Source organism: Autumnicola lenta, assembly GCF_031846515.1.
Taxonomy (GTDB): Bacteria; Bacteroidota; Bacteroidia; order Flavobacteriales; family Flavobacteriaceae; genus Autumnicola; species Autumnicola lenta.
Genome location: NZ_JAVRHO010000001.1, coordinates 140,411 through 157,915, shown reverse-complemented (window position 1 = coordinate 157,915; position 17,505 = coordinate 140,411). Strand labels below are relative to the sequence as shown.

The 17,505-nt window shown below is 35.9% G+C and carries 17 protein-coding genes, 1 tRNA gene and 1 pseudogene; 10 read left to right on the top strand and 9 right to left on the bottom strand.

Annotated features, from left to right (window positions below; genetic code table 11):
* Positions 1 to 31 precede the first annotated feature (31 nt).
* On the bottom strand, positions 32 to 346 hold the full coding sequence (locus RM545_RS00625) for an FtsB family cell division protein (RefSeq protein WP_311485456.1): 315 nt from the start codon (positions 344 to 346) through the stop codon (positions 32 to 34).
* Positions 347 to 364: 18 nt separating this feature from the next.
* On the bottom strand, positions 365 to 973 hold the full coding sequence (udk, locus tag RM545_RS00620) for a uridine kinase (RefSeq protein WP_311485457.1): 609 nt from the start codon (positions 971 to 973) through the stop codon (positions 365 to 367).
* A gap of 145 nt (positions 974 to 1,118) precedes the next feature.
* Between udk and RM545_RS00615 the strand changes: the two genes are divergently transcribed.
* Entirely contained in the window at positions 1,119 to 2,267 is a 1,149-nt protein-coding gene (locus RM545_RS00615) for a glycosyltransferase family 4 protein (protein WP_311493326.1), read from the top strand.
* On the opposite strand, the gene RM545_RS00610 is transcribed toward RM545_RS00615, so the two are convergent.
* The 5 genes from RM545_RS00610 to RM545_RS00590 form a co-directional block, all read right to left on the bottom strand.
* Positions 2,243 to 3,058, bottom strand: coding sequence for a hypothetical protein (locus RM545_RS00610; RefSeq protein WP_311493325.1), 816 nt, complete (start codon positions 3,056 to 3,058; stop codon positions 2,243 to 2,245). The two genes, RM545_RS00615 and RM545_RS00610, sit on opposite strands and share 25 nt — an antisense overlap.
* Positions 3,059 to 3,176: 118 nt before the next feature.
* Positions 3,177 to 4,598: an MBOAT family O-acyltransferase gene (locus tag RM545_RS00605; RefSeq protein ID WP_311493324.1), complete on the bottom strand. Its 1,422-nt coding sequence runs from the start codon at positions 4,596 to 4,598 to the stop codon at positions 3,177 to 3,179.
* An 82-nt stretch (positions 4,599 to 4,680) separates the two neighbouring features.
* The gene (locus tag RM545_RS00600; RefSeq protein WP_311493323.1) at positions 4,681 to 5,601 is read right to left on the bottom strand and encodes a hypothetical protein; all 921 of its coding nucleotides are present in this window, start codon (positions 5,599 to 5,601) and stop codon (positions 4,681 to 4,683) included.
* Between the two features lie 230 nt (positions 5,602 to 5,831).
* Entirely contained in the window at positions 5,832 to 6,290 is a 459-nt protein-coding gene (locus RM545_RS00595) for a c-type cytochrome (protein ID WP_311493322.1), read from the bottom strand.
* A 5-nt stretch (positions 6,291 to 6,295) separates the two neighbouring features.
* On the bottom strand, positions 6,296 to 7,480 hold the full coding sequence (locus RM545_RS00590) for a PQQ-dependent sugar dehydrogenase (RefSeq protein WP_311493321.1): 1,185 nt from the start codon (positions 7,478 to 7,480) through the stop codon (positions 6,296 to 6,298).
* Between the two features lie 100 nt (positions 7,481 to 7,580).
* Between RM545_RS00590 and RM545_RS00585 the strand changes: the two genes are divergently transcribed.
* The 6 genes from RM545_RS00585 to RM545_RS00560 all read left to right on the top strand — a co-directional run bounded on the left by RM545_RS00585 (position 7,581) and on the right by RM545_RS00560 (position 12,576).
* Positions 7,581 to 7,655, top strand: a tRNA-Pro gene (locus RM545_RS00585).
* A gap of 197 nt (positions 7,656 to 7,852) precedes the next feature.
* On the top strand, positions 7,853 to 8,062 hold the full coding sequence (locus RM545_RS00580) for an Arm DNA-binding domain-containing protein (protein ID WP_311493320.1): 210 nt from the start codon (positions 7,853 to 7,855) through the stop codon (positions 8,060 to 8,062).
* 196 nt (positions 8,063 to 8,258) lie between these two features.
* Positions 8,259 to 8,741: a helix-turn-helix transcriptional regulator gene (locus tag RM545_RS00575; RefSeq protein WP_311493319.1), complete on the top strand. Its 483-nt coding sequence runs from the start codon at positions 8,259 to 8,261 to the stop codon at positions 8,739 to 8,741.
* Positions 8,742 to 8,750: 9 nt separating this feature from the next.
* The gene (locus tag RM545_RS00570; protein WP_311493318.1) at positions 8,751 to 9,407 is read left to right on the top strand and encodes a nucleotidyl transferase AbiEii/AbiGii toxin family protein; all 657 of its coding nucleotides are present in this window, start codon (positions 8,751 to 8,753) and stop codon (positions 9,405 to 9,407) included.
* Positions 9,408 to 9,597: 190 nt separating this feature from the next.
* Positions 9,598 to 10,188: a TOTE conflict system archaeo-eukaryotic primase domain-containing protein gene (locus RM545_RS00565; RefSeq protein WP_311493317.1), complete on the top strand. Its 591-nt coding sequence runs from the start codon at positions 9,598 to 9,600 to the stop codon at positions 10,186 to 10,188.
* Positions 10,189 to 10,410: 222 nt separating this feature from the next.
* Entirely contained in the window at positions 10,411 to 12,576 is a 2,166-nt protein-coding gene (locus RM545_RS00560; protein WP_311493316.1) for a DEAD/DEAH box helicase family protein, read from the top strand.
* 283 nt (positions 12,577 to 12,859) lie between these two features.
* Here RM545_RS00560 and RM545_RS00555 read toward each other — a convergent pair.
* Positions 12,860 to 12,985 (bottom strand): annotated as a pseudogene (locus RM545_RS00555) (ISAon1 family transposase); the annotation flags it as partial.
* Between the two features lie 267 nt (positions 12,986 to 13,252).
* On the opposite strand from RM545_RS00555, the gene RM545_RS00550 reads away from it, so the two are divergent.
* From RM545_RS00550 to RM545_RS00540, 3 genes are read left to right on the top strand one after another with little or no spacing between them, the layout of a single operon-like run.
* Positions 13,253 to 13,612: a response regulator gene (locus tag RM545_RS00550; RefSeq protein WP_311493315.1), complete on the top strand. Its 360-nt coding sequence runs from the start codon at positions 13,253 to 13,255 to the stop codon at positions 13,610 to 13,612.
* Positions 13,612 to 14,658: a HEAT repeat domain-containing protein gene (locus RM545_RS00545; RefSeq protein WP_311493314.1), complete on the top strand. Its 1,047-nt coding sequence runs from the start codon at positions 13,612 to 13,614 to the stop codon at positions 14,656 to 14,658. Before RM545_RS00550 ends, RM545_RS00545 begins: the two co-directional genes overlap by 1 nt.
* Complete coding sequence (locus tag RM545_RS00540) at positions 14,648 to 16,099, top strand: glycosyltransferase family 2 protein (RefSeq protein ID WP_311493313.1); 1,452 nt, start codon at positions 14,648 to 14,650, stop codon at positions 16,097 to 16,099. The genes RM545_RS00545 and RM545_RS00540 overlap by 11 nt, the downstream gene beginning before the upstream one ends.
* Here the strand turns inward: RM545_RS00540 and RM545_RS00535 are convergent.
* Entirely contained in the window at positions 16,096 to 17,343 is a 1,248-nt protein-coding gene (locus RM545_RS00535) for a YaiO family outer membrane beta-barrel protein (protein ID WP_311493312.1), read from the bottom strand. The genes RM545_RS00540 and RM545_RS00535 overlap by 4 nt on opposite strands.
* Positions 17,344 to 17,505: the final 162 nt, after the last annotated feature.

The window sequence follows — 17,505 nt, the reverse complement described above, 5'->3', positions numbered from 1 at the left end:
ATCATTTTAAAACAGCTGAATTTGAGCTGTTTTATTCTATAGAATCGTATTCGATGATGTAAATATCTTCATCTGCACGCTTCATGTAGTATTTTTGACGTGCGAATTGCTCCAGTTGCACAGAATCCTGCAACTGCTGAATAATTGCTTTATCGTGAGCAATCTGGTTCTGGTAATATTCTTTATTTTCCTTTAGTTCGTTGACTTCCTGGTTAAGTTCATGGTGCACAAACCAGGAATTGCTGTCCAAAAAGAACATCCAGCCTGCAAAGATGAGGCTTAGCAAGACATATTTATTGCTGATAAATCTTACCCAGGGTTTATTGCGTAGCTCTTTCCACTTCATTGCTTTAAATATACAAAATTAGCTTAAGCGATCCTTAATGATTGTTTGTACAATATCAACAGCTACTGTATTATACTTGTTTGTGGGAATTATAATGTCTGCAAACTCTTTTGTAGGTTCTATAAATTGCTGGTGCATTGGCTTAAGGGTTGTTTGGTACCGCCACAACACCTCGTCCAGATCCCTGCCGCGCTCGTTAATATCACGTTTTAACCTTCTAATTAGGCGTTCATCGCTGTCGGCATGCACATATATTTTAATATCGAACAATTTACGAATGTCGGGATGAGTAAGGATCAAAATTCCTTCGACAATTAAAACTTTCCTGGGATGGATGGTGCGGGTTTCGCCAGTGCGGTTATGTTCCTTAAACGAGTAAAGTGGTTCTTCTATAGATTCACCGGATTTTAGCGCTTTAAGATGGTTCACCAACAGGTCGAAATCAATAGATTTTGGATGATCAAAGTTGATCTTCACCCGTTCTTCGTAGCTCAAGTGGGAAGTATCCTGGTAATAAGAGTCCTGGGATATGATATCTACTTCATCGTTTCTAAGTTCTTCTATAATTTGATTTACCACGGTTGTTTTTCCGCTCCCGGTACCTCCTGCAATTCCGATAATCAGCATAAAATAATTTTACAAGCAAATTTAGTTATTCCTTTTTAAAACCAAACCCAAGCCGAAAGATTAAAAATAAAATTGCCTGTAGCTTTGTGAAAGTTTTATATTTGACTTTTCAGGAGGGGCTGTTTTATTTTTACCTACTTAAGATATGAGGATTTTATTTTATGCGCATTCTTCTACATTGTATGGAGCGAACAGATCTTTAATGGAATTAATTTTGGGGATGAGGGAATGTGATCCAAACTTGGATGTTATGTTAATTATACCCGAAAAAGGTATTATTGAATCTGAATTGATCAGGGGAAACATTCCTTATAAGATAATTAAACATTACAACTGGTTTTACAACAAAGCTTTTGGAGATAAGTGGAAAAAGAAATCTCCTGTTTTATTTAAATTATGGATGTGGAGAAATAAATGGATGAAATTATTTCACAATAGAGTGGCTGTTAGAAAACACCTAAAATATGCAAAACAATTTTCTCCTGGTTTTATTTACGTAAATTCTTCTTTAAACCCAATGGGGCTTCTAGTAGCAGACCGACTAAATATTAAGAGTGCGTGGCATCACAGAGAAACTTTAAGCGATGAGATAAATGGTTTTTGCCTGGAGGACGAAAAGAAGTTTTTGAAATATTACCGTTCCACTAATCTACATTTTTTTCCGTCTCAATTTCTCGCAAAGAATTATTTAAGAAAATTTGAGAAGGTAGAATCGAAAGTCGTTTATAATAGCATTTTACTTGATGAAACAACTTCTTCTGTGCGAAAGCTAAAAAGGCCTTTACGCTTTGGTATTGTGGGAAGGATAAACGATCAAAAAAATCAGAAAGAAATAATTCGATTATTTAAAACTCCTGAAGTTGAAAGATTAAGTGTGGAGTTACATATTATAGGACATGGAGATGAACAGTTTCAGGAGTGGCTTCGGAAGCAACAAATCCCGAATGTTATCTTTCATGATTTTCTGGATAGAAGGGAGATATATGAAAAGTTTGATTTTCTTATATCGAATGCACGTTATGAAGCATTTGGAAGAACGGTTGCAGAGGCTAATTGTGCAGGAATACCAGTAATAGTTCGTTCTTCGGGAGCGCTTCCGGAATTGGTTCAGGAAGGTTATAACGGCTATATTTATAAGGATTTATCTGAATTAAAATCTATTATAAATAAGTTAAACGTTCTAGAAGACGAAGAATATCAAGAATTATCTGAAAAAAGTATTCTTTATGCTAATAAAAAATACAATTATCTTTCCATTGCAGGGAAAGTTTATGGTGAACTGAAATTTTTGTAAAGGTATTTATTGAACTCCTTAGTAGCTATTTCAGCACCGTCAGGGTTTAAATGGTTTGCATTATAAAAATACCGGGCTTCAAAATTCAGGGAATCTTGTCGGTAAATTTTTATATGTGGATAAGATCTTTTCAATCTGCTAATCAAGCGATCTCTACTATCAACAATTTCTGGATTTCGTAGCTTTTGATACCTATAATGGGCGGGTGGCACGTAAAGGAGGACTTGCAAGCCCCTCTTTAAGGAAAATTGAATCATATGCTCAAGTAGTTCGAAATTTTTTTTAAAGCTTAAAGTGTCTTCAATATTTTCAATGAAAATGTCTTCATTTTTGATGAGGCTGTCTTTATGACCCACAGCCTGATAGGATCCATAATATTTATTTTCGTCAAATCCATATTCATTCAATTGTATACCAGATTCGTCAAAAATATGATCCTGAAGTCTTTTTGAAAAGTATCCCTGATTACTAAAGAATAAAAAATTATCCTGAAATTTTACATCTCTCTGAAAAGTATTAATGGAATAAAAAGCCAGGTTTTTATGATCTATTACTTTAGAAGTGTGGTTTTTGCTCCTATGGGCCCGATCGTACGAAACCTCGATAACCACCATTTCTAAATTTGGAAGTTTATCCGTAAAAGCTTTAAGTAATTTGAAATCTTCATAGAATCTTTGGCTCGAATTTGCCAGATTAATAGATTCGAAGTTAAGATAACGCGGATTTATTGCACGCTGAGTTTCCGATGATCCGAGAAATAGAACTTGAATATCTTCTTTATGCTCTAGCATATAGGCATGTCTAACCTTTTCAGCAAAAGGAATTTGTCTAAGTTTAAATTCTACCAATACCAATAAAAGTAATATGGGTAAAACGAAAATAATCCAGGAGCGGAAAAGTTTTCTAATCTTAGAATTGGAAGTAAATGAATGATTCTTTTGGTCCTCCATATCGAAGTATAAAATAAACAAAAATGTAATATATGCACCACCTTCCTATCTTAGGAATATGCATTTGCAGGTTTTGGAATGGATATTCCTTATTTCTTAAAACCAATTCCAGTAGCAACATAAGAGGAAGAAATAACAGGTTCATCCCGATAAGAGTTTCAAAATCATTATCTGGAAGCATACTAAAAATCCTACTTAATATATTCCAGGCAATGGAGATGGTTGGGGCTCTAAAGAAAACTATAGATAATACTACTAAAATGAAAGTAATACCTATAGATAGTACCCGGGGAGTTCCCGTTTTAAGTTTGTTTGCTCTAAGGTAATCTGTTTTTATTCTATTTCCTATCATGTAAGCAGCGTGGATAACTCCAAAGGCTATAAAAGTCCAGTTAGCTCCATGCCATAATCCAATCAAAAAAAACGTAACGAAAAGTCCAGCGCTATTGGTATAGATATTTCTTTTGCGGTTTTTTAGAAGAGGAATGTGCACATAATCTCTAAACCATCTGCTGAGGGTGATATTCCATTTTCTCCAAAAATCCGGAATACTTTCAGCAAAATGAGGTAAATTAAAATTGATGCTTAACCTAAACCCAAGAAGTTTTGCTGTGCCAATCGCCACATCGGCATATCCTGAAAAATCACAGTAAATCTGGAAATAGAAAAGCACCAAGCCGTAAAAAAGTTCCAAACTTTGAAAGGATTCCGGATTGGCAAAAATTTCGTTGACAGCTAACGCGAGGTTATCTGCTATAACCATTTTCTTAAATAGTCCCCAGAGGACTTGCCTTAATCCTTCCTTTGCGAGCAGCGTATCAAATTTCCTTTCTTTAAAAAATTGAGGCAATAAGAAAGAAGCCCTTTCTATTGGTCCCGCTACAAGCTGGGGAAAGAAACTTACAAAGCACAAAAACTCCAATAACTTATGAGTGGGTTTTATTTTTCCGCGATAAACATCTATAGTATAGCTAAGGGTTTGAAAAGTATAAAAGCTCAGTCCTACAGGAAGAATAATTTGAAAGCTGGTATACAGGCTGGATTGAGGATCCAATTCCAAAAGCTGGCCGAGGCTTTCGATAAAAAAATTATAATACTTAAAAATAAAGAGTACTCCAAGATTCCAAACGATGCTAAGCCAGAGAATAATTTTTTTCTTTAAGTGAGATGAAGATTTATCAATAATAATTCCCGCGTAGTAATCTATTAAGGAACTTAAAAGAATAAGGATTAGAAATCTCGAGTCCCATGCACCATAGAAGAAGTAGCTACCGATTAGAATTAGAACATTCTGCCAACGAATATTTTGGCCACCTATTATCCAGTAAAGGAGAAAAATTATTGGAAGAAAAAGAGCAAATTCAAAGGAATTAAACAGCAATTTTCAGGAGTTTATATCTTTTAAAGATTAAAAAACCCGGGAATTTTCCCGGGTCTTGTTTAAATATAAATTATTTTTAAATTTATCTTCTTTCATTGCAGTCCCCACCGTCAGCAACAGCATCATCGGTAATGATTGATATGGTAGAACGCCCGAATAGAGAAGATCGATAGATACCTGTTCCATAGTAGGATGAACATGCGATTCCAGTCCCATCTGAGGCGTACTCATGAAAAAGTAAACTAGTATCTGGATTGTCTAAGCTACGAAATCTAATAGGACCTGTGTTACCCCGTAAATTTGGTTCAGCAAAAAGCTCACAAGTGATTAGATTTCCAAAGATTCCTGCATCACAACTTGCTTGCAGTACATCACCAGTGTAAGTTCTACTATTTAAAACATATTGCATAAAGATAGGAGAATCTCCCTCTGTACCTTGTAACATAAAATTGAATGTTTGAAGAGCACCAGGAGCTCCCAGTTCTGGATGCGGAACAGTATCATCATCATCTCCAAAACAACCTGATTCACAAGTGTAAGTACCAGTTTTAGTTTGTACTGGAGCTTTAGATGTTTCCTTCAGAATCATTACATCACCTTTTTGTCCCATATAAGTAACATCTGAAACAACTGGATCTGCACCGTCAGCATCAACATTAAAGTCAAAGCTAAAATTTTCACCTTCAAATCTCAAACTTCCAGCTTGTGACTTATCAACATTATTTTGAGCGCGAAAAGCCTCAAAATTTCCATCAGGAAAATTAAAGGAGGCTACAGGATTATTTTTTCCGTCTAACTCAATTAAAACTGTAGCTCTGTTTTTACCATCAGCAGTAGTAAAAAGTCCTTTGTAAATTCCCAAATTTGAATTGTCATAAAGACCTTCAGAAACTTGTGTTTCAAGATCTACAGCTGTTTCCGGCTCGTTGATCTCATTAATTTCATCATTGGAACATGAAGTAATCATGGCGCCAACGAACAAAAAAGTAAATAATTTTTTCATAGGTTTAAATTTAATTGATTTAAAAAACTTTTGTCAAAGAAAGTAAATTTGACAGTGCAATAATAATGTTTTTAGTTAAACGTTTCTCAAAAATTGTGAAATTTGTAAGAAAAAATAAAGACTTTAATGTCATCATTGTCAGCGCTTCGCACTATATAGCCCCCTATATGCTTCTATATGAGAAGAAATTGGACCAAGAGTAATATTTATCGATAAACTGCATTTTTTGGTTATTCCTGTACTGCAGCAACTTCTTCAGCAGTTACCATTTCTCCAGCATTATTGCTCCACGAATTCATTGTATAATTTAAGGCATCTGCTACTTCCTGGTCACTTAATCCCATTGGAGGCATCAAATTATCGTAAATTTCTCCGTTCACCGTTATTTCTCCTTTTAAACCGAATTTAACACCATGGATGCTTTCTTCGCGTTTTTCAGTGAGCCAGTTGGATCCATCAAGAGGAGGATAAGTTCCTGGAATGCCTTTTCCTGTTGGGAGGTGGCATGTAGAGCATAAATCAGAATAAAGTTCTTTTCCTCTTGCCACGCTTTCTTCTAAAGGTGATTGTGAACCTGACTTTTCTGAAGATGGGATGACATAGGAATCTTCCTCTTTCTGGCCTTTCTTTTTGTCAGATTTGCAGGCGAACATGGTAAATGCCAAAACAATCAATAAAATTTTCTTCATTTGTACTATTCTTCTTTTGTTAATTTTATTATTCCTGTTCCTTCTATTGCTGCGAAAATATCTCCGTTAGGACCTTGTCGTACGTCTCTTACTCTGCCAATTTCTTCAAGAATTTTTTCGCGTTTCTCAATTTTATTTCCATCCAGGGTAAGATGTTCAATGTATTGGAACTTAAGAGAACCCACTAAAAGATCCCCTTTTAGTTCTGGAAATTTTTCTGAAGTAATGTATGCCATACCACTCGGTGCAATGGAAGGAAGCCAATAGAAAATAGGATCTTCCATTTCTGGATTAGAAGTTTCATCTGTTATCGCACCACCGCCATAATTTTCACCATAAGTTACTTCTGGCCAGCCATAATTTTCTCCTTTTTTTATAACATTTATTTCATCTCCTCCCTGCGGGCCATGTTCATGTAACCATACTTCACCTGTTCCGGGATGTAGAATCATTCCCTGCGGATTCCTGTGGCCGTAGGAGAAAATTGCCTTTTTTGCATTTTCATTTTCTGTAAACGGATTACTCTCAGGAATAGTACCATCATCATTTAACCTGTAAACTTTACCATTGTCCCGGGTTATATCTTGTGGATTTTCATCCCTGGCACCGCGTTCTCCTGCCGTGAAGTACAAGTAGCCTTCATTATCAAAGACTATACGTGAACCGAAGTGCTGTCCTTTTGTGGTATTAGGACTGGCTTTATAAAGTACTTCTTTGTTTGTGAAACTTCCATTTTCGAGCTTACCACGCATGACAGCAGTGTTTCCTCCTTCTTCCGATCCTTCAGGTGAAGCATACGAAATATAAATCCATCCGGTCTCTTCGTAATTGGGATGTAGCACAATGTCAAGAAGACCACCTTGTCCACGATCATAAACTTCAGGAACTCCTTTTATTTGTTGTTTTGTACCATCTTTAAAATGAATAATCTCACCACTTTTTTCAGTAATGAGCATAGATCCATCTGGCATGAAGGTAAAGCCCCATGGAATTTGCATATCGGACACAACCACTTCATAGGAATAACTTTCAGAGGTTGATTCCGCAGGGATAGGCTCTGGAACACTGGTTTCAGTGGTGATTTCTTCTGCACTATCTTGGGCTGCAGTGGCAGTGTCAGTACTTTTACCGTTTTCTCCACATGCATGTAGAGTAATTATGGCAACTAGTATAAGGAGTAATTTTTTCATAAATTCTTTTTTGAAAAACGAAGATATAAAAATAAAAAAAATTATTGCAGGGTGGAGAGAATTATTATATTTGCATCCGCTTAAGGAATTATTAAGCCTTCGGGGTGTAGCGTAGCCCGGTTATCGCGCCTGCTTTGGGAGCAGGAGGCCGCAGGTTCGAATCCTGCCACCCCGACGAACCTTATCTCAAAAGGACACAAAACACTGTTAATCGGATGATTTTCAGTGTTTTTTGTTTTTACTGATATCACTCTGTTTAGTGAATGATTCGGTGAATACATTATTTCCACTAATTCACTATCTTAGAAGAACATTGCGGTTGATTTGACCTTCGTCTTTAGAAATTTACTATTTCACTTAAAGACGCTTGAAATGCCTGATTTTACTACATTCTCCGTCCTTTTCTTTACCAGAAAACTGAACCGGAACACCAAAGATTTGTCCATTAACGCCAGAATTACCGTAAATGGAAAATGCTCTGAAATGAGCCTCAAAAGAAAGATTTCAGTGAATGAGTGGGATATTTCCAAAGGAAGATTTAAAGGGACTACTCCCAGAATTAAAAAACTACTAAGGCAGTAGCTTTTCTTTTCAGTAGTTATATTTCTTCTATTAGAAGTACCTCTAAGCAATCCAAGGAAAATGGACGGGTAAAAAAAGTAAATGTTTTTATTTCTTGCTTGACTACCAACTGTTTTTAAATATTGAGTAGCTAAGGCAGAAATGAGCCATCAGGAACTTGTTCAATAGTGTAAACAAAATTGCTTATATTTGTGTTATGGATAACTTCTTAAAATACAAGGGCATTCACCCGGGAATTGTTATTAAGCGTGAATTAAAAAAGCGTTCTATAAAACAGCGTCCCTTTGCTATTTCCATAAAAGAACATCCGCAAACCTTGAACGCTATTACAAATGGGAAAAGAAACCTTAATACAGCCCTGGCACTAAAAGTTGAGGATAAACTGGGTTTGGAAGAAGGTACGTTGGCAATCCTACAGACTTATTACGAGATAGATAAGGAAAAAGAAAAGCTAGAATCAAAAAAGCCAACTTTATCCTTACTTAGAAAGTCCTTGTTTTGGGATACCGATATAGATCAGATCGATTGGCAGAAGCAAAGTAAGGCAGTTATAAGAAGGGTTTTTGAGCGGGGCAGCGAAACAGAGAAGAACGAGATCCGTCGTTTTTATGGCAGGCAAAAAGTAAATGCCATACTTGGTTCAGTTCCTAGAGAACCATATACTGTTTCAACCAAATAACCACCCAAGATGCTTTATTACGATACGGTGAATAATTTGCTTCGTGACAGTTTGTTTCATCTTATGGCTGCGAAGGAATTCAGTATGTTCAGATTGGTTGGTGGCACTGCATTGAGCCTGCAGATTGGTCATCGGCAGTCGGTGGATATTGACCTTTTTAGTGATGTTAAGTATGGAACCATTGATTTCGATGTTTTAACTAAATATCTCGAAGTGAATTTTCCATATGTGGATCACCTGTCGATGGGGCCAGCCATGGGAAAATGTTATTTTATTGGAGAAAATGTGGATAAAGCTATAAAACTGGATATTTTCTATACAGATACCTTCATTCAACCAGCACTAGTAGAAGATACTATCCGAATGGCTAGCCTTGAAGAAATCATCGCTATGAAAGTTGATGTAGTACAACGTGGAGGACGTAAGAAAGACTTTTGGGATCTACATGCGCTCTTTAATTCATATAATATGGAACAAATGTTAGAACTGCACGGAAAGCGGTATCCATATAGTCACGACAAAAAGCTAATACTTCAAAATTTTACTGATTTTACTGAGGCGGATGATGATTTTGATCCTATTTGTTTAAAGGGAAAATACTGGGAATTTATTAAGGAAGACATAGAGGGCATTGTTTCCAGCTATATCCGTAGCGGTAAGCCATAGTACAATTATTTCTAAAATTTACCCTTGACATTTTTTAATACTGGAAAGAAAAATTAATCTTCGATTTTTCATATTAGTAAATCCTGATGTATATTCTCTAAGAGTTTATTTTACTAACCTCTATATATTGAGAAGTATGTTTTTAAACCGAAAATTTTCTGGTTCATAGATAAAAGCGAAAGCCTGGTCAATGGAAATAAATTTTATAAATTCAATTTTTAAAGGACGAACAGATGTATTCGCCATTCATTGGCAGAAAGGAAAAAAGAGTGGCTATATACCAGCTTATAGTTATGACCCTTATATGTACCGGCTTCATAAAATGAAAGGAGGTTCCTTCAAGGATTATAAAGATAAAAAATACCTCCCGTTAAATGATAATCAAATTCAAAAGCATCTAAGCGGTCAACAATTAATGGGCATTTATCCGTTGCTTAGAGATAATACTTCCTGGTTTATTGCTGCTGATTTTGATAAACAAAACTGGCTCGAAGAATGTCGAAAATTAATTGATATTTGTACAGAAAAAGGCATACCTGCATATCTGGAAAGATCTCGTTCCGGTAATGGTGGGCACGTATGGATATTTTTTAACGAGCCTTATCCAGCCATTAAGAGTAGAAGAATTATAATTGGATTAATGGAACAGGTTCAATTATTTTCTCTTTTTGATAAAGGTTCTAGTTTTGACCGGTTATTTCCAAATCAAGATTATCTCTCCGGTAAAGGCCTGGGAAACCTTATTGCCCTGCCTTTTTATAAACCTGCGGTTGAAAAATGAAATAGCTGTTTTGTTGACCTGTCATCGAAAGAAATAGAACCTTTTCCCGATCAGGAGAAGTTTTTAACTTCAGTTCAAAAGACTTCCGTTCAGCATCTTGACAAATTGTATAATTCATTAGGTATTAGGACCGAAAATAAAAGATATATAAATAATGCGTCAAAACTTCATATAAGCTTAAGTAATACCTTGCATTTAAACAGGACAGGAATAAATTCTACTTTGATTGGATTTTTAAGAGAAGAACTCAATTTTGCCAACTCTGAATTTTATATTAAAAAGAAATCGAATAAAAATACGTGGGGAACACAGCCTTATTTCAATTGTATAGAAGATACAGAAGAAGGAATATTTATACCTAGAGGATTCGTTGGAAAACTACTTCGATACTGTAATAGCCAAAAGTTTATTTATGACTTTTATGATAAAAGACAAAAACAAGCACTCGTTGAATTCTCGTGTGAAGTAAACCTTCGCACACACCAGCATCTGGCAATTGAAGCGGCTTCAAAGAAAGATTTTGGAATTATTTCTGCGCCACCAGGTTCAGGAAAAACTGTTATGGCTCTCAAGATAATTGCTACTAAAGCACAACCGGCTCTTATTATTGTCCACAGGAAGCAACTAATGCTGCAATGGATTGAACGAATTCAAGGTTTCCTCGGCATTCCTAAGAATGAAATCGGCAAAATTGGCCAGGGCAAGGCTAAAGAGGGGAAAAGAATTACCGTTGCTATGATCCAAAGTTTATCCAGATACCTTGAAAAGCAAGAGAAAGAAGAATTTACCCAAGCTTTTGGAATCCTAATTATTGATGAATGTCATCATATACCGGCCAAAACCTACAGGAATACGATATCAAAATTTTCATCATATTATCAATACGGGTTTACTGCTACCCCTTTTCGAAAAGGAAATGACGAAAAGCTAATCTTCGTATACTTAGGAGAGAATATTGCCGAAATAAAACCTGCTGATATAGAGGAGTATAAGCGACCAAGGATTGTGATTAGGAACACTTCCCTGAATATTCCATTCAATTCCAAAACAGATGCTTTTGAAACTTTATCAAAAATCCTGGTACACGATTCTTCCAGGAATAGGTTAATCCTACAGGATGTAGAAGCCGAACTAAATTTAGATAAAAAGGCAGTTATTATAACTGAGCGAAAGGAACATATTGATTCCTTAAACCAATATCTCAAACAATCTTTTGAATCGATTACCTTAAGTGGAGAAGATTCGGAAGCAAACCGTAAAACGAAATGGAAATTACTAAATGAAGGACATTATCAGGTTTTAATTACTACGGGTCAGCTTTTTGGGGAGGGTAGTGATCTTCAGAATGCTTCTTGCCTTTTCCTCGCTTATCCTTTCTCATTCAAAGGCAAGTTGATTCAATATATAGGGCGTGTTCAACGCTCAGAGCTTACACCGGTGATTTATGATTACCGTGATTATCAAATCGATTATCTGAATCGCCTTTTTCTCAAAAGGAATAGACATTACAGGCACTTTGACAAGCAAGCTACCCTATTTGATGAAGATATGAAAGCACCTTCTTCTTTTCAGCTTTTAACTATCGACAAAAAAATTAGAATAGCAATTGCTGATTTGGATTTTCGCTATGGAGCGGTAGCTTTTAAATATCAGGCACAGGAAATGGAGAATCCTCTTGAATTTGAAGTTGAAAACGATGAATTTCGACCGGAATTTGATGTATTAAAAACTTATTTTTCCAAAGCCTTAAAATCAAAATATGTGGAAATTGAAATTTATGTTGAAATAGAAAATAAGGTACTAGCGGCTCAATCTGCTTACTCGAAGGATTTAGAGAGCATTAACCAGGAACTTATTGAAAGTGTAAGATTTCGGTTTGTGGAAAAAGATATTCTAAGAAAAGCACCTTCCTCTGAAGCTGATAAAAATCTATTAGATATAGAAAAATTACAGGGTCAAAATAATAAACCTTTATATAATTCCGAAGAGGATTTAATAAATGAGCTTTTAAAGAATAAAAATGTAAAACATTTTCGGCAAATTCAGTATTTGGCTTCTAAACACGAGAGAGAAATTCTGAGGCTTCGTTTTGTATTGCAACCATTTTCTTTTGTTTTCCTGATTTCAGGAAAAGATGCGTTTCATTTAATTCTAGAAACGTTAGACACTGAAGAAGCAACATATATCTGGCATTTCGATAAGAAGTTAAACAACCTAAAGCGTAATATTAAATTGGTTGATGATGATTTGAACCTAATTCGTGCCAAAGGAAGGCAGAACTTTTTACAAAATCCTGTAAATAATTTCAGTCGAATTGTACACGATTATTCAGACCAGCGAAAAGGTTTTGTCGTTTGGAAAAGTGCATTAGAAGAACGGCTTTTCTAAGACATTAATAATTTTCGTACATTTATGGTATCAAAGGCAATCAAATATAATTAGTCTTATAGTTCTTTCTATTTTAGTGAATGATTCAGTGAATATATTCACTTGATAAAGTATAGAGTGGCTCATAGTAAGCTCTCCGAATGGAACAGAGTTTCCTGCCACCCCGACGAACCTTATCGAAAAAGTATATAGAACACTCTTAATCGGATGATTTTCAGTGTTTTTTGTTTTTACTGATGTCAGATGATATCATTTGACAGGGATCAAGAGTAAATGTTGTGGGTTAGGCAAAAATATTACTTAATCTGTACAGAAAGAATTCGATTTTCTTTACTCCTCTAAATTGACTTCTGAAGGCTTTAATTTTTGCATTGAATGACTCGGCGGAAGTATTGGTGCTACGATTTTTAAAGTAGTTTAGGGATCAAGCCTACTTGTTGTGTTTAGACAAAAATTATAGTTAATATATAAAGGAAGAATAGCCGGAATCTTTCGGCAGGTGGGCGAGTAGTAATAAATATTCAGGATATATTTAAATTTAGTCCAAGATATTGGAAAATGAAATGAGGAACAGAAGACTTTATATTCGAATTTCAATACTTTCCATACTTTTACCTATAGACTGTCAGATGTTTAGAAATAGTAGTATATTTCAGCGCTCCAAATTATTATCTTATTGAAACCTAGACAAGCTCTTGTAATACAGGAAGATATTATTATTCTAAAGATCCTTGAGCGCCTTGCAACTTCCAATTCCTTTCGTTGCAAAGCAATTTCTTCTTTAGGGCATTTGGATATTGAAGATCAGAACACCAATTTTGACGTCATCATTTCTGATATTTTGTTTGATGGCATCGCTCCCCTGGAATTTGTTTCTCAGGTTCAGGAGGTTATTCTACACCGGCATTTGCTCATTGTTTCCAATATGGGGCAGGACAAAATAAAAGAAGAAACTATGGCTTTAGAGGGTATAGCCGGATTCTTTGAAATTCCTTTTGATTTGGATGAGATTGAGAAATTAATAAAATCTTATTAATGGATATAGCAGTACTCATTCTAATTCTCAAGGTAGGCCTTTTGATACTGATTCTTCTTTGGATCAGTATTAGTTTTACTATGGTTTACAGAAGAAGGAGGTCTCGTAAATTACGCTTAATAGAAAATACTTTTGCAGAAGTAGTGAGCAATTATCTATATCCAGATAAAGAGAACCCTGTTTCCCTTGTAGAAATTCAGCGGCTCATGAGGAAAATCGGGATCAGGGAATCCAGGATGAAGAATGTGCAGTATCTTATAGCGCTAATGATAAGAACTCAAAGATCGATATTGGGCAAAAATCACGATAGACTTAAACAGCTTTACGGACAGATACCACCATTTCGTGCTTCCATTTCAAAGGTACGAACCTATGGGTGGTACAACAAAGCCTGCGGTATAAGAGAGATATATGAGATGAACCAGACTCAATACCTCCAGGAAATTATCCCGTTAAGAAACCATAAAAACCTTTATGTCCGTCGTGAAGCTCAAATTGCATTAGTCGTTTTTTTGGGCTGGGAAAGTTTACGGTTTATACCCTATTTAAAGAAGAAAGTTACACGTTGGCAGCAGATTAAAATTGTGGAGAAATTGTATGACCTTTACAGGGAACCACAAGTTGAATCCCTAAGGAAAATCTATGGGTCTGACAGGGTTTTTGCAAAACAGTTGATAATGCGTATTATCAGGAAATATGGGCTCGAAAGTGAAATTGATTATATCTTGTCCCACCTGGATCATTCCAACTATGAAGTAAGGGAAGCAGCTATATATTGTCTCAACAGTTTTAAAGTGACAACAAAGATTGAAGAGATTAAAAACTTTTTTCACAGAATTCCTGTAGTGAGTCAGCAAAGGCAGTTAATAGACTACATTTTTGAGAATTCGCAAATTGATTTGGATTTTTATATGGATCTGTTAAGAACCTCCAATGATGAAATTAAACTAAAAGCGGCTGAGATCCTTTGGAATAGCGGTTACAAAGAAAAGGTTCAGGAATTTTATCTTCAGCAATACTCAAATACCGGGGTCTATGCAGAATGATCTGTTTAACATTTCCTGGGGAGATATCGTTTTCTGGTCTGTAAATTATTTTTTCTTCTTTTACGGACTCGTCCTTATGAGCATATATTTTACGGGAATAATTCTGGCAAACAGGGCGATTAGAAGAACAAAGAAACGTTCTGTTTTTTTAAATGTTAAGGACATTGTGGGGGCGACAGATATTCCTTCTGTAACACTGGTTGCACCGGCTTATAATGAAGGTTTAACTATAGTAGAAAATGTAAAGTCCCTTCTGTCTATCCAGTATCCTTATTATGATTTTATTTTAGTTAACGATGGCAGTAAAGACGACTCCCTGGAGAAGCTCATTAAAGAGTTTGAGCTTGAACCAGGAGATGCAACGTTTATAACCCAACCTATTCCAACCGCTTCCGTTAATTACATTTATAAAAGCAGGAATAAAAAATATACCCACCTTACCGTAATAGATAAAAATAACGGGGGTAAGGCAGACGCCTTAAATGCGGGAATGAATTTTGCCAATAGTGAACTGGTTATTTGTACAGATGCCGATTGTATAATTGAACAGGACGCTTTAATAAAGATGGTAAGGCCGTATCTTGAAGAAGATGATAAAGAAATTATTGCCTGTGGAGCAGGTATAGGAGTAGTCAATGATTCTGTAGTGAAAAATGGTGTTCTAAAGGAATTAAGGTTACCTAATAATCTTGTGCCAATGGTTCAGGTTGTAGAGTGTATAAGAGCTTTTCTATTGGGGCGTATGGCATGGGGGGAAATTAATGGTTTAATGTTGGTCTCTGGTGCTTTTGGAATGTACCCCTTAAAAAGGGTTATTGAAGTAGGGGGCTTTGACGTAAAAATGGTAGGGGAGGATCTTGAGTTATGTGTTAGATTAAGAACACATATGGAAGATCTACAATTACCTTATAAAGTTGTTTATTTGCCGGAAACCCTTTGCTGGACAGAAGCGCCTCCAACATACCAGGTACTAATCAACCAACGGGACAGGTGGTCCAGGGGCTTGTGGGAAACTATAAGCATACATAAACATCTTCTTTTTAACAGGAAGTACGGGAAAATGGGATTAATTTATTTCCCTTACTGGGTCATTTTTGAATTTGGAGCGCCTCTGGTGGAGTTTTTAGGTATTATCGCGCTTTTTGTTTTTGCCGTACTGGGGCTTATCAACTGGCCATATGCTATCCTTATCTATTCATTTATTTATCTCCTGGGTTGTCTCTTTTCTACGGCTGCTGTTTTTATGTATGTAAAAAGTTTTAACCATTATACCAAACCCCGGCAGGTCATAGAGTTGCTCCTGGCATCTTATCTTGAGCCTTTTTTGTATCACCCGGTTTTACTGTATGGTCAAATGAAGGGGTACTACAAGAAGTTGTTTAAAATCAAGTCTGGGTGGGGAGTGATGACCAGAAAAGGTTTTAAAATCTCTGAAGACTAAAATCTATAGCGATACATGATGTTCGCAAGAAGTTGATTTCCCTTTGTTTCCGTATTTACATCTTCAAAAAGGTAACCTCCTCCCAATTGTATAATATGGTGTACGCCCAAAGATTTATTTATACCAACATTAAAATAATAAGCTTCCAGACCAGGATTGTTTTGTACCGAGGTGTATATTACCCTTTCATCGGGAGAGATACCACTTCCCAGTCTGCCAAAGAAGAAATTATCTGCATTGCCAAAGTAATATCGAATGTTAAACTGATAATTTTGGACCAGTTGATTTAACCTTTCAGGCCCAAGAAAAGTTCGGGCATTAAGATAGAAACTACCCTGATAAGCAGTTAGTCCTAAAATACCTGTAAAAAAACTGCTATCGGAGAATCCAAGCAGCCTGCCGCCAATTTCGGCTTCAAAGATTTGAGCAAAATTATAGAAAAACGAAGCACTTCCGCGGTAATTAGGAAAAAGTGTACCATCAGAAACACCTGCATTTACAAAACCATACATTCTGTCATTAAACACGGGATAAGCCTCCAGCTCGTATAGCGTTCCCTGGTCATAAGCCCTGTCAGTATAATTTACCCTTCCAATTATTGCGGTGCGGTTTATATTATGCTGAAAATCTGCACTTATCGTATGCCATGGCTCCCGCTCATAAACATCGCTAAAATTGTTTAGCTGATAATTTACGGCAACTTCATTAGATACTGTTCTATTTAAGATAATTTGAAGTACATATCGATCAGCTCCTGAAATTTCTGAATCTTCTATAGTTTTCAGGGCTATTTCCCTCGCCTCTTTTCTTCTTCTTAAACTCAGCAGGAGCTGTGCTTTTTGAATTTTCAGGGAAGTATCGTTAGTATAAATATTTTCCAGTTCAGCTATAAACTGAAGAGCGCCTTTTTTAGCATTATACTTTCCAATACGCTGCAAAGCAAGGGGTTTTGTGTCTACATAATGTGGAGCTTCTTTCAGTAAAAGATTTAAATCCTGATCAGCTTGATCTGGCTGATTGAGAGCCCAGTAATTCCTTATCTGCAGAATTCTGATATCATGATATTCTGGTGCAATTTCCAGAGCACGATTAGTAAGTTTTAATGACTCGCCATATTCCTTTCCTTTGTACAAATCAAGTGCATTGTAGTAAAGTGAGTCGGTATTCTTTTCTGTAGTCTCCTGCGCTTGTGTAGTTAAGGGAGTAAAGCTCAGTAAAATAAGGGCAATTAAGAGGTTCTTCATATCTGGGGATAGTGCAAATTTTCTTCAAAAATATAGTTTTACAGCAAACAAACCTTTTTTTCTTGTAAGATTTTCAGAATGAGTAAATAAACCCTGTGCACTCGCTATACACCCTATCTCTAATTAAAAGTTTTCGGATGTTCAATTTTTCAGTCTATTTTT